Source organism: Nocardioides taihuensis, assembly GCF_042657275.1.
Lineage (GTDB): Bacteria > Actinomycetota > Actinomycetes > Propionibacteriales > Nocardioidaceae > Nocardioides > Nocardioides taihuensis.
In genome coordinates, this window is record NZ_JBHSKD010000018.1 from 191901 (window position 1) to 204194 (window position 12294).

General features: G+C 72.3%; 11 protein-coding genes and 1 tRNA gene. 7 read left to right on the forward strand and 5 right to left on the reverse strand.

The genetic code is table 11. From position 1 onward, the window contains the following. Positions 1-23 precede the first annotated feature (23 nt). Together ACFPGP_RS14810 and ACFPGP_RS14815 are read left to right on the forward strand one after the other, a co-directional pair. Complete coding sequence (locus ACFPGP_RS14810) at positions 24-1214, forward strand: fatty acid desaturase family protein (protein ID WP_378591418.1); 1191 nt, start codon at positions 24-26, stop codon at positions 1212-1214. After that, on the forward strand, positions 1211-1540 hold the full coding sequence (locus tag ACFPGP_RS14815; protein WP_378591419.1) for a hypothetical protein: 330 nt from the start codon (positions 1211-1213) through the stop codon (positions 1538-1540). The genes ACFPGP_RS14810 and ACFPGP_RS14815 overlap by 4 nt, the downstream gene beginning before the upstream one ends. Before the next feature lies 1 nt (position 1541). Here the strand turns inward: ACFPGP_RS14815 and ACFPGP_RS14820 are convergent, their stop codons facing one another. Beyond that, a complete protein-coding gene (locus ACFPGP_RS14820) occupies positions 1542-2582 on the reverse strand; it encodes a zinc-binding dehydrogenase (protein ID WP_378591421.1) in 1041 nt (346 codons plus the stop codon). Positions 2583-2584: 2 nt separating this feature from the next. Next, positions 2585-3868 (reverse strand): GNAT family N-acetyltransferase, encoded by a 1284-nt coding sequence (locus tag ACFPGP_RS14825; protein ID WP_378591422.1) that lies wholly within the window; start codon positions 3866-3868, stop codon positions 2585-2587. Positions 3869-3949: 81 nt separating this feature from the next. On the opposite strand from ACFPGP_RS14825, the gene ACFPGP_RS14830 reads away from it, so the two are divergent. After that, positions 3950-5035 (forward strand): DNA polymerase domain-containing protein, encoded by a 1086-nt coding sequence (locus ACFPGP_RS14830; RefSeq protein ID WP_378591424.1) that lies wholly within the window; start codon positions 3950-3952, stop codon positions 5033-5035. Between the two features lie 2 nt (positions 5036-5037). After that, complete coding sequence (locus ACFPGP_RS14835) at positions 5038-5547, forward strand: mycothiol transferase (protein ID WP_378591425.1); 510 nt, start codon at positions 5038-5040, stop codon at positions 5545-5547. Positions 5548-5557: 10 nt separating this feature from the next. Here ACFPGP_RS14835 and ACFPGP_RS14840 read toward each other — a convergent pair whose 3' ends face one another. Beyond that, the gene (locus tag ACFPGP_RS14840; RefSeq protein WP_378591427.1) at positions 5558-6109 is read right to left on the reverse strand and encodes a hypothetical protein; all 552 of its coding nucleotides are present in this window, start codon (positions 6107-6109) and stop codon (positions 5558-5560) included. Beyond that, entirely contained in the window at positions 6102-7226 is a 1125-nt protein-coding gene (locus tag ACFPGP_RS14845; RefSeq protein ID WP_378591428.1) for an ATP-dependent DNA ligase, read from the reverse strand. The genes ACFPGP_RS14840 and ACFPGP_RS14845 overlap by 8 nt, the downstream gene beginning before the upstream one ends. Before the next feature lie 132 nt (positions 7227-7358). Here ACFPGP_RS14845 and ACFPGP_RS14850 point away from each other — a divergent pair, with 132 nt between their 5' ends. Then, positions 7359-8339: a sulfotransferase gene (locus tag ACFPGP_RS14850; protein WP_378591429.1), complete on the forward strand. Its 981-nt coding sequence runs from the start codon at positions 7359-7361 to the stop codon at positions 8337-8339. Between the two features lie 111 nt (positions 8340-8450). Beyond that, positions 8451-8529: transfer RNA gene (locus tag ACFPGP_RS14855), tRNA-Gln, on the forward strand. A 24-nt stretch (positions 8530-8553) separates the two neighbouring features. Here the strand turns inward: ACFPGP_RS14855 and ACFPGP_RS14860 are convergent. Next, entirely contained in the window at positions 8554-8727 is a 174-nt protein-coding gene (locus ACFPGP_RS14860; RefSeq protein WP_378591431.1) for a hypothetical protein, read from the reverse strand. Between the two features lie 2013 nt (positions 8728-10740). Here ACFPGP_RS14860 and glmU point away from each other — a divergent pair. Further along, the gene (gene glmU / locus ACFPGP_RS14865) at positions 10741-12273 is read left to right on the forward strand and encodes a bifunctional UDP-N-acetylglucosamine diphosphorylase/glucosamine-1-phosphate N-acetyltransferase GlmU (protein WP_378591432.1); all 1533 of its coding nucleotides are present in this window, start codon (positions 10741-10743) and stop codon (positions 12271-12273) included. Positions 12274-12294 lie beyond the last annotated feature (21 nt).

Below are 12294 nucleotides of genomic sequence, written 5' to 3' on the forward strand. Positions count from 1 at the left end.
CGGGCCCGCAACCAGGGAGAGACATGGCGATCAGCGACGTCCAGGAGTACCTGCACCTCACCGACGAGGAGGTCGAGCAGCTCGGCCGCGAGCTCGACGCGATCCGCGCCGAGGTCGAGGAGTCGCGCGGCGCCGCCGACGCGGCGTACATCAACCGGTTGATCACGATCCAGCGCGGGCTCGCCGCAGCGGGACGGGTCGCGCTCCTGGCCAGCAACAGGAGGCCGGCGTGGGCGCTCGGCACGTCGCTGCTGGCGCTGGCCAAGGTGCTCGAGAACATGGAGATCGGGCACAACGTCATGCACGGCCAGTGGGACTGGATGAACGACCCCGAGATCCACTCCAGCAACTGGGAGTGGGACACCGCGCAACCGGCAGAGCAGTGGAAGCACTCGCACAACTACGTGCACCACCAGTTCACCAACGTGCTCGGCCACGACAACGACATCGGCTACGGCATCCTGCGGATGGCGCGGGAGCAGAAGTGGTCGCCGGCCAACCTCGGGCAGCCCGTCTACAACGCGCTGCTGGCGTTCCTCTTCGAGTGGGGCGTCGCGCTGCACGACCTCGACCTCGAGCGCATCCGCAAGGGCGAGAAGGACCCGCAGGAGATGAAGCGGCAGCTGCGCCAGATCTGGCGCAAGGGCCGCAACCAGGTGCTCAAGGACTACGTCGTCTACCCGGCGCTCTCCGGGCGCCACTGGAAGAGCACGCTGACCGCCAACCTCACCGCCAACGTCGCGCGCAACCTGTGGTCCTACGTGATCATCTTCTGCGGCCACTTCCCCGACGGTGCGATGCACTTCACCGAGGAGGAGATCGAGGGCGAGACCCGCGCGGAGTGGTACCTGCGGCAGGTCCTCGGCGCCGCGAACTTCGAGGGCGGCCCGTTGCTGCACGTCCTGTCGGGCAACCTCGGCTTCCAGATCGAGCACCACCTCTTCCCCGACCTGCCGAGCAACCGCTACGCCGAGATCTCGGTGCGGGTGCAGGAGCTGTGCGCCAAGTACGACCTGCCCTACACCGTCGGCCCGCTCCACCGGCAGTACGGCCAGGCGCTGCGCACGATCCTCGAGCTCTCGCTGCCCAACCGGTTCACCGCGAGCGACCAACCGGAGCCGGGCGGCCCCACGCGCGACCGCAAGCGACGCGGGGACGACGAGCGCCCGCCGCGTCGTACCGAGCTCGGCGCCTGGTCGCGGCAGGCGTCGTGACCGCGGTCGTGACCACCGTGCCGTTCGCCTGGGCCGAAGGGCTCGACTCGCTCGACGGCCGCCGGGTCACGCAGTGCGCCCTGAGCCGGATCTGCGGTGCCTGCGGACGCCCGCTGGGCCGGCCCGTGGCGTTCGTCGGGACCGAGGCCGAGGTGGGCCGCAACGCCTTCCACGCGCCGCCGCTGCACCTCGGTTGCGCCCGCGAGCTGCAGGCCCGTCGGGACGACTGGCGGCTGGTGACGACTGCCGGCTTCGAGTTCGTCCGACCGGCGCGCGAGGACGCCGACCGGCGGCCGACCTTCCAGCCGAACTCGCGCCTGTCGTAGCTCAGCGAGCGGGGTCGACCATCGTCATGCCGGCCACGGTCGTCCGGTCGAACACGGGGAGCAGGGCCGCCGCCTCGTCGAGCCCCACGGTGCGCGCGACGAGGCGCTGCGGCTGCAGGACGCCGCGCTCGATGAGCGCGATCATCGCGGGGTAGTCCGCGGCCGCCATGCCGTGGCTGCCCAGCAGGTCGAGCTCCCAGCCGATCACCCGTGACATGGGCACCCGCGGGTGACCGTCGACCGGCGGCAGCAGCCCGACCTGGACGTGGCGACCGCGCCGGCGCAGGCTGAGGATCGCGTCGGCGCAGGTCTGCTCGGCGCCCACCGCGTCCACGGCGACGTGGCTGCCGCCGTGGGTGAGCTCGGCGACCGCGGTGGGGACGTCGACGCCGTCGGCGAGCAGGGTGTGCTCGGCGCCGAGCTCGGACGCGACGGCGAGGGCCTCCGGGTTGCGGTCGACCGCGACCACCCGGGCCCCCAGCGCCCGGGCGATCATCACCGCGCTGTGCCCGACGCCGCCGGCGCCGACCACGGTCACCCACTCGCCGTCGGTGACCCGGGCCCGGCCGACCAGCGCCCGGTACGCCGTCGCGAAGCGGCAGCCGAGGGCGGCCGCGGTCGTGATGTCGACCTGCTCGGGGACGGCGACGAGGTTGGTGTCGGCCGCGTGCAGCGCGACACGCTCGGCGAAGGATCCCCCGTGGGTGAAGCCCGGCTGCTGCTGGTCGGGGCAGACCTGGGCCTCTCCCGCCGCGCACCAGCGGCACCGGCCGCACCCGCAGACGAACGGGACCGTCACCCGATCGCCGACCTGCCACCGGGTGACCTCCGCGCCGACCTCGACCACCTCGCCGGCCAGCTCGTGGCCCGGCACGTGCGGGAACGTGATGTCGTCGTCGTGCCCCGCCCAGCCGTGCCAGTCGCTGCGGCACATCCCGGTGGCCAGCACCCCCACCACGACGCCGTCCACCGGAGCGACGGGCTCGGGCACCTCCCGGACCTCCGGCACCGCGCGGGCAGAGTCGACGACGACGGCGCGCACGGTCAGAAGCCCGTGGTGCAGTACGGCGCGGGGCCGGTGTCGGCCATCGCGGTGAAGGTCTCGACCGCAGCGGGGGAGCCACCCAGGCGCCGGGCGTCGTGCAGCGTGCGCACGCCGACGCCTCCGAGGTAGAGCGAGCCGAGCACGTCGGCGGTCATCCGCACGCCGGGCTCGTCGGTGCTGGGCACGACCCCGGCGGCACCGTCGCGCACCGTGACCCGCCAGCGGCCGTCGGCGTGGCCGAGCGCGTCGCTGACCTCGACGACCACGTCGCCGTCCGCCCCCCAGGGCCGGGCCTGCAGCGCGGCGGGCACGTCGAGCACCCGCAGCCAGAGCATGTCGTTGACCTTGGTCGTCGTGACCACGCGCGGGTCGGTGACCGCCCACTCCAGCGGCCACTCCGCCGGCGCGCGCCGCCAGCGGACCCGGTGCACGAGGTCGAGGTCGGCGACGAACCGCCACAGCCGGAGGTCGACGTCGGGGGAGAGCGCCAGCAGGTCGCGGAGCTCGAGGGTGGCGCGGTCGTCGGGCCAGCCGATGTGCTTGAACACCGCGTAGCCGTCGGGTCGCCCGTCGCGGTCGAGGTGCACGACCGCGCGCATCTTGGTGTCGGGGTGTCCCTCGAACCAGTCGTAGGTGCCGGTGAGGATCATGGAGTAGAAGCTCGGCCGGTCGAGCGCACCGCGCACGGTCTCGAGGTGGCGGGCGAAGACCTGCTGCATGCTCGGCCAGGCGACCTCGGGCTCGACCAGCTCCAGCGTGCCCTCGTCGGGCGGCGAGTGCAGCGCGAACCGGTGCCGGACGTCGACCTCGACCTCGCGCAGCCGGGTGGCCGGGCCGAAGCCGAAACGACCGTAGATGGTGCCCTCGGAGACCGTCAGCACCGCGAGCGGGAAGCCGGCCGCCGCCGCGTCGCGGAGGTCGTCGGTGATCAGCCGCCGCAGCAGCCCGCGGCGTCGGTGGGTCGGGGCGACGGTGATGTCGGAGATCATGTCGACGTCGAGCAGGCGGTCGCCGCCGACGTTGATCCGCCCGGCCCAGCTGGCGTACGTCGCGACCGGCGTGTCCGGGTCGGCGAGCCCGGTGGTCGCGGGCCAGGCGCCGCGCAGCACCGCGCCGTCCGCGCGGGTGTGGTGCAGCCACAGCTCGCGCCGCTGGTCGTCGAAGCGCTGCTGGTAGAAGCCGCGCGAGACCGCCTCGCCCCAGGCGACCAGCCGCCGGTGCTCGGGCCCCTCCTCGGCGTCGACGTCGACGGTGGCGAAGGTCAGGCCCGGGTGCTCGGTCACGGGACCGACTCTAGGCAGGCGCCGGCGGTGGCCGCGACGCGGTTTCGCGCTGGTGCCGGGCGTGCCGTCTAGGGTCGGGCCATGGCGAAGGCGAGCGCAGCCGAGGTCGAGGCGGGGGGACGCGCGGTCCGGGTGTCGAGCCCGGACCGGGTGGTCTACGAGGCGACCGACCGGACGCCCGAGGTGACCAAGCTGATGGTCGCGCAGTATGTCGCGTCGGTCGAGGACGGCCTGATGCGCGCGCTCCGCGACCGACCGACGGCGCTGGAGCGCTGGCCGAGCGGCGTGCGCGAGGGCATGAAGCTGGCGACCGGACCGCAGGACCGCGACGCCGACGCGTTCTACCAGAAGCGTGTGCCGAAGGGCGCCCCCGACTACCTCGAGACCGTGGAGGTCACCTTCCCGTCGGGCCGCACCGCCGAGGAGATCTGCCCGACCGAGATCGCCGTGCCGGTGTGGTGCGCGCACATGGGCACGATCGTCTTCCACCCCTGGCCGGTGCGCCGCACCGACGTCGACCACCCCGACGAGCTGCGGATCGACCTCGACCCCCAGCCCGGCACGACGTTCGCCGACGCGGTGCGCGTGGCCGGCGTGGCCCGCGAGCTGCTCGAGGAGCTCGGGCTCGTCGGCTTCCCGAAGACCTCCGGCAACCGCGGCGTCCACATCTACGTGCGGATCGAGCCGCGCTGGGAGTTCACCGACCTGCGCCACGCCGCGATCGGGTTCGGCCGCGAGCTCGAGCGTCGCGACGGCGGCGTGACGACCGCCTGGTGGAAGGAGGAGCGCGGGGAGCGGATCTTCGTCGACTACAACCAGAACAACCGCGACCGCACCATCGCCTCGGCCTACTCGTTGCGCCCGCTGCCCGGCGCCCCGGTCTCGACACCGGTCACCTGGGACGAGCTCGCCGGCCTCACCGACCCCCGCGAGCTCAACCTCTTCACGGTGCCCGACCGGGTCGCCGACGGCGACCCGTGGGCGGCGATCGACGACACGTCGTACTCCCTCGAGCCGCTGCTGCGGCTGTGGGAGGAGCTGCCCGGCGGCGAGCTGAACTTCCCGCCCGACTACCCCAAGATGCCGGGCGAGCCCCCGCGTGTGCAGCCGTCGAAGAAGGTGGCGGCCCACTGGGACGACGACGGCAACCGGATCGAGGGGACCTGACCATGAAGGACGACGAGCCCGACCACCACGCCGGCGACCTCTGGTCGGCGTACCTCGACCACTACCGGCGGCAGATCGCCGACGGCGTCCTCGGCCTCCCCGAGGCCGAGCGCCGGCGCAGCCGGCTGCCGTCCGGCTGGTCGCCGCTCGAGCTGCTCTCGCACTGCGTGCACATGGAGCAGCGCTGGTTCGTGTGGAGCTTCCTCGGCGAGGACGTCGGCGACCCGTGGGGCGACTGGGACATCGACGACCCGTGGCGCCGGCGGGGCGACGGGCGCTGGCAGGTGGCGGACGACGTGACCGCCGAGGCGCTGGCCGAGCGCCTCGAGGCGACGGGCCGGCGTACGGCGGAGGTGCTGGCCACCCACCGGCCCGACGAGCTCGCCCGGGCGGACCAGCGCTTCGACGGCGACCCGCCCACGCTCGAGTGGATCTGCTTCCACGTGCTCCAGGAGTACGCCCGGCACGCCGGGCACCTCGACATCGTGGTCGAGCTGGCGAGCAGCAGGTAGCTGACCGCCCTCAGACGCCGGTGACGCCCTCGCCGCCGCCCGCCTGCTCGTCGAAGCTCTCGTGCTCGAGCAGGTGGAGCACGGGGACGCCGATCTTGCGGCGGGCCTGGGAGGTCCAGTCGAGGTGGAAGAACTCGGAGACCACGTGCGGCTGGGTGAGGATGATCGCCTCGCGGCCGTCGACCTCCGCGACCTTCGCGGCCAGGGCGTCAATCGGGGGCTGGGAGACGACCTCGCCCTGCGCGTTCGCGCCAGCCTTGCGCAGCGCCTCCAGGGTGTGCGCGAGCTCGGCCTTCGAGCGGTCGACGCAGTCCTGCCGGACGGCGTCGAGGTCGACGTCGCGCATCGCCATCGACGGCGAGCCGAGCACCTCACCGGCGCCGAGCGAGCCCATCGCGGCCTCGACGCGGGCGGCGGCGTCCTCCATCGGGAGCAGGACGTGGTAGGTCACGGGTTCGTCGAGCCCCTCGTGCAGGCTGCGCACCTGGGCCGCGTCGGCGGCGGTGAGCTCCTGCTCGATCAGCAGGACGACGTCGTAGTCCTGGGGTTGCTCCTCAGGCATTGCTTCCTCCGCTCCGGGCGTCGACACCCAAGATCCTAGCGAGGTCGTAGCTCACCGGCTCCTCGAGCTGGTCGTAGCCGCACGACGTGGGGTCGCGGTCGGGTCGCCACCGCTTGAAGTGCGCCGTGTGCCGGAACCGCCGGCCCTCCATGTGGTCGTACTTGACCTCCAGCACGAGCTCGGGACGCAGGGGCGTGAACGACAGGTCCTTGCCCTGGCTCCACCGGCTCTGGGTGCCGGGCACCCGATCGGGGTTGGCGATCGCCCACTCCTGCCACTTCCCCCACGGGTGCTCCTCGATCGGGCAGACGAGCGGCTGCACCTCCTGCCACAGCTCGGCGCGGCGCTTCTCGGTGAACGACGCGCTGACACCGACGTGCTGCAGCTCCCCGTCGGCGTAGAGGCCGAGCAGGAAGCTGCCGAGCAGGGGTCGCTCCGGGGTCGACGTCTTGTGCTCGCGGTAGCCCGCGACGACGACGTCGGCGGTGCGCTCGTGCTTGATCTTGAGCATGGTCCGCGCGTTCTGCTGGTACGGCGCGCCCAGCGGCTTGGCGACGACGCCGTCGAGACCGGCGCCCTCGAACTCCGCGAACCACTGCTCGGCCACCGCCGGGTCGGTCGTGGTGCGGGTCAGGTAGCAGGGTCCGTCCAGCCCCGCGAGCGCCTCCTCGAGCGCGGCGCGGCGCTCGGCGAACGGCCGGTCGACGTAGGAGGCGTCCCCGAGCGCGAGCAGGTCGAAGGCGACGAAGCCGGCGGGCGTCTGCTCGGCCAGCAGGTCCACGCGCGACTTCGCCGGGTGGATCCGCTCCTGGAGCACCTCGAACTGCAGCCGCTGCGCCCCGTCGTCCGGTGTCTGGGCCACGAAGAGCTCGCCGTCGAGCACGCACCGCTGCGGCAGCTGCTCGCGCATCGCCGCGACCACCTCGGGGAAGTAGCGGGTGAGCGGCTTGGTGTTGCGGCTGGCCAGCTCGACCTCGTCGCCGTCCTTGAACACCAGGCAGCGGAAACCGTCCCACTTCGGCTCGAAGCTCAGCCCGCCGTGCTTCGCCGGGTCGGGGATCCCCGCGACCGACTTGGCGAGCATGGGCTGGACGGGCGGCATCACGGGCAGGTCCACCTCGCTCACGCTACCGGCCGCCCGCGGGGGCGGCGGCGTACCCCAGATGGGTGACTGCCCGGCACGCCGACCCCGGTGGGCCCGCCGGGGCGGGAGGATCGGGCGGAGCACACAGCCGGGCTGGAGGTCGACGTGGTGCACGCAGAGACGGTGACGGGCACGCCCCGCGAGGGCGGGGCGTCCGAGGCCGCGGTCGACGTCGTCTTCGTCGGCGGGATGCCGCGCAGCGGCTCGACGCTGCTCGACCTGCTGATCGGGCAGCTGCCCGGTCACTGCGACGTGGGCGAGCTGTTCTACCTCTGGCAGGGCGGCGTGAAGCGCGACCAGCGCTGCTCGTGCGGCGCCCTGTTCTCGGAGTGCGACTTCTGGATCCGCGTCGGCGAGCACGCCTTCGGCGGGTGGGACCGCGTCGACGTCGACGAGGTGCTGCGCCTGCAGGCGCAGGTCGACAGCACGGCGCGCCAGCTGGTGGGTCCGCTGGCGCGGCTCTCCCGTCGGCGTCGCGAGCGCACCGAGCGCTACCTCGAGCTGACCCGGGCGGTCTACCGGGCCGTCGCCGCGGTCTCGGGCGCCGGCATCGTGGTGGACTCGACCAAGCGCCCCTCGACCGCCGCGCTCCTGGCCCGCGACCCGGGCGTGCGGCTGCGGATCGTGCACATGGTCCGCGACCCGCGCGGGGTGCTGAACTCGTGGAGCCGCGAGGTGCCGCTGCCGGAGAACTCCGGCCCCCGCAGCCACCTCAAGAAGCGGCCCGCGCGCCAGATCCTGCGGCGCTGGTGGAGCGTCAACCTGATGATCGACCGCCTCGGCCGACGCGGCGTACCGCTGCTGCGCCTGCGCTACGAGGACATGGTGAGCGACCCGCGCGAGGCGATGCGCGCGGTGATGCGCCTCTCGGGCCGCGAGGCCACCGACGAGGACCTCGCCTTCATCGGTCCCGACGGCGTCGACCGCGCCGTCAGCCACACCCCGACCGGCGGCCGGGTGCGCTTCAGCACCGGCCCGATGCCGCTGCGCCTCGACGAGAAGTGGCGCACCGAGCTGCCCGCCTCGCGGCAACGCCTGACCGTGCTCGCCTGCGGCCCGCTGATGCGGCGCTACGGCTACCGCTGATCCCCTCGGTGTCCTCGGTCTCCTAGAGTCGGGCTGTCCGCACAGGACAAGCAATCCCCGGTTGGTCTGCCGGGCGGGACTGTCCCGCCAGGCGGGCCACCGGACAAGCAATCCCCGGTTGGTCTGCCGGCAGGGCCCGCCTGACTTTGAATCAGGACTAGCGACGTAGGTTCGACTCCTACCCGGGGAGCAAGCCTCACAGAGTCTGTGCAGGTCAGAGACGGCAGGGGTCTACCCGCTGCCAGTCCAGGCCCAGCACCTCGGAGCGCCGCATCCCGCACAGCGTGAGCCGCATCCCGGCCCGGAGCCACGGCTCGGCCGCGAACCGCTCGCCCTGGCCGTAGGTGTCCGCGTGCTTGCGGAAGCCTGAGAGTTCCGCCGGGCTCACCGGAGGGCGCTGGCCGCCTCCATCTCACATCTGGGACATAAGCCACTACCACGTCGAGCGCGGCTGCGGCAGTGTGCAGGTGACGCCCTGGAGAGCTCGCGTGCCGACCCGGAGGTGGTTACCGTGCGAGTCCACGCCCCCCAAGCCCTCACCATCACTGCCGTGGCCCTGGTCTCCGTTGCGAGTTCTCTGATCGGCTCGGTCGTGTCGTCAACAGCTGCCTCCGATGACGGCTGGACGCCAGCTGTCGCGCTGACCGGGGTCCAGTCCGCCTGGGGGGATGTGTTCTGGGAGCCTTCACCCTCGGTCGCGGTCACACCGCAAGGTGCTGCACGCGTGGTGTGGGCCGCTGGCCACTCCGTCAAGACGGCGACCCGACCACCCAGTGGGCCGTGGTACCGGTCCCGGACGCTGTTTCGCTCCTCGACCGCTTCCCCTTCCGGGCCTCAGGTTGCCGTAGACGCGCGCGGTACCACCGTGGTTGCGTGGGAGCAGGGCCACAGGGTCATGGCCATGCGGCGGTCACGCGGCGCCGACTGGACTGGTCCTGTTCGTGTCGCGCGCGTTCCTCCTCGCCATGCGATCGTGAGCCACCTCGATCTCGCGGTAGGGGCTGAGGGGACAGCGTTGGTCACCTTCTGGCGTGGACGGGTGGGACGCTGCCGCAGCTGCGTCGACGACTTCACGGTGAACAAGGTCAAGGCGGTCGCCGTCGTTCGGCCACCTTCTGCGACGTGGCGTCGGCCCTTCGCACTTGCCGGTCCCTTGCAGAGGGTCCACGGCTGGTGCAACCCATCTTTGGGGCCTGGTATGTACTGCTTGGTCCGCTCTCCGGTCGGGGTCGTGTACGGAGGCGGGAATGTCATGGTCGGTTGGTCACACCCCGGATACATGCAGAAGGGGCCGGCATACGTGCGCAGCAAGCCAGCAGGAGGCGCCTGGCGTGGTCGGGTCCGGCTGACGGCGGAGGGTCACGCGGTGTCATGGACACCTCAACTGGCGGCAACGACGTGGGGACAGGTCACCGCCGCGTGGCCTCGGACCAAGGGGGTCGCGAGCAGGACCAAGCCCGTCGGCAGGGCTTGGGGCCATGTGCAGACTGTCCGTCGTCGCGGTGAGTTGCTCGGGCTAGGCGTCGATGACACCGGGACCGCGACGGTTCTCTGCGCGGGGACAAAGAGCCAGGGGACCTTCACCATGTCGCGTCCGCGTTCGGGGTCCTGGCACGACCGGACCAGAATCGGTCCGCGTGGCTGGGGTGCCACGTTGGCTGTCAACCCGACGGGCGAAGCTGTCGCCGCTTGGCAGGCCGGGGGCCATGTCCTGGCCAGCTGGCGCAACTCGAGCACACCATGGCCGAGGGCAACCATCCTTGGTTCCAAGATGGGGCCCCTCATGAATGCCTCGATCGGACCAGACGACACCGCTGTTGTCGTGTGGTACCGCTACCGGGGAGACAACCAGAGTCGCGTGGTGCTGAAGGGCAACGTCTATCCGGGTCGGCGCTGATCCACGGGCTTCGGCTCGGTGTGTCTTCCCCAGCGTTCCCCTCGCTCCTGCCCGTGCGCTACTCGCGGGAAGTGGTCCAGGTCCAGCGTTGCTCAGAACTGGGCCGCTTCGCGGTGCAGCGGGTGAGCACACACTCACTGGGCCTGATGCGCACTGCTGCGTTCCACGCTCTCGAGCGATTGCACGGGGTCGCCTGGCGGCGTGACATCAACACGTTCTATCCGCCCTTGGGTGAATCATTGGCTGGGACCTCGGCTCTGGCTGAGGCCTGGGGCAGGACTCAAGAGCCAGTGCTCTCAGGACTGACGCATGCGCGCAGCTGCACGCCGCATGGCGCGGTTGTCGTGCCAGAGATCTCCACCCCAGGGCCGTGGGCGCACAGATAGGGTCGGTCGACAGAGGTAGTCCCCGCCGGAGGAACGGGCGAGTTCGGGTCAGGTCGGTCACTCTGTGGCGACTTTGCATCAGGACCAGCGACGTAGGTTCGACTCCTACCCGGGGAGCATGGTGAACGAGCTGACTGTCGTCGTCCTCGCTGCCGGCGGTGGCACCCGGATGAAGTCCAAGACCATGAAGGTGCTGCACCCGATCGGGGGGCGGACCATGGTCGGGCACGTGCTCGCCGCGGTGCAGGAGGTGGGCCCCGACCGGGTGGTGGCGGTGGTCGGCCACCAGCGCGACGAGGTGGGCGCGCACATCCGGTCGCTGGTGCCCGACGTCGTGCTCGCGGTGCAGGAGACCCAGGACGGCACCGGGCACGCCGTCCGGGTGGCCGTCGAGGCCGCCGGTACGACGAGCGGCACCGTGCTCGTCGCGGCGGGCGACACCCCGCTGCTGCGCGGCGAGAGCCTGCGCGCGTTCGCCGAGGACCACGCGGCGTCCGGGCGCGCGGTGAGCATCCTGACCGGTGTGGTGGCCGACCCCCACGGCTACGGCCGGATCGTGCGCGACCCGGACGGGCTCGTCGCCGCGATCGTCGAGGAGAAGGACGCCGACGACGAGCAGCGGGCGATCCGCGAGATCAACAGCGGCATCCTGGCCTTCGACGCGACGTTCCTCGTCGACGCACTGCCGCGCCTGACCAACGACAACGCCAAGGGCGAGTACTACCTGACCGACACCGTCGGGCTGGCCCGCACGGCCGGCCTCGCCGTCGGGGCGCACGTGCTCGACGACGTCCGCCAGACCGAGGGCGCCAACGACCGCGTCCAGCTCGCCGACCTCGGCCGCGAGCTCAACCGCCGGATCCTCGAGCGCTGGATGCGCGACGGCGTCACCGTGATGGACCCCGCGACGACCTGGGTCGACGCCGACGTGGTGCTCGCCCCCGACGTCACCCTGCTGCCCGGCACCCAGCTGCTCGGCGCCACCGTCGTCGCCGAGGACGCCGTGGTCGGCCCCGACACGACGCTGCAGGACTGCGAGGTCGGCGAGGGCGCCCGCGTCGTGCGCACCCACGCCCAGCTCGCGGTGATCGGCGCCGGCGCGAACGTCGGGCCCTTCTCCTACCTGCGCCCCGGCACCCGCCTCGGCGCGGGCGGCAAGATCGGCGCCTTCGTCGAGACCAAGAACGCCGACATCGGCGACGGCGCCAAGGTGCCGCACCTGTCCTACGTCGGGGACGCCGAGGTCGGCGAGGGCACCAACATCGGCGCGGGCACGATCGTGGCCAACTACGACGGCGTCGACAAGCACCGCACCACGGTCGGGCGCCACGCCCGCACCGGCGCCAACAACACCTTCGTCGCCCCGGTCACGATCGGGGACGGCGCCAGCACGGCGGGCGGCACGGTCGTGCGTCGCGACGTACCGCCGGGCGCGCTCGCGGTGTCGGCCGGGACGCAGCGCAACCTCGAGCACTGGGTGTTCGCCCGGCGGGCCGGGACCGCCCAGGCCGACGCGGCGGAGCGGGCCCTCGGGGCTGCTGGGGCCGCTGGGGCGGGGGAGTCCGGCGGTGGAACGTCCGGTGGACGAGATGTGTCTCACGGGGGTCGTGGCGGAGTTGGGCAGACCGACGACGGTGGTGGAGAATCCTGATCGGACCCGACCGGCGATCGA

Excerpts from the sequence above, each read along its gene's own strand:
- ACFPGP_RS14810 (WP_378591418.1), top strand. The coding sequence starts at position 24 with ATGGCGATCAGCGACGTCCAGGAGTACCTGCACCTCACCGACGAGGAG.
- ACFPGP_RS14840 (WP_378591427.1), bottom strand. The coding sequence starts at position 6,109 with ATGCCTGAGGAGCAACCCCAGGACTACGACGTCGTCCTGCTGATCGAG.
- glmU (WP_378591432.1), top strand. The coding sequence starts at position 10,741 with ATGGTGAACGAGCTGACTGTCGTCGTCCTCGCTGCCGGCGGTGGCACC.
- ACFPGP_RS14835 (WP_378591425.1), top strand. The coding sequence starts at position 5,038 with ATGAAGGACGACGAGCCCGACCACCACGCCGGCGACCTCTGGTCGGCG.
- ACFPGP_RS14830 (WP_378591424.1), top strand. The coding sequence starts at position 3,950 with ATGGCGAAGGCGAGCGCAGCCGAGGTCGAGGCGGGGGGACGCGCGGTC.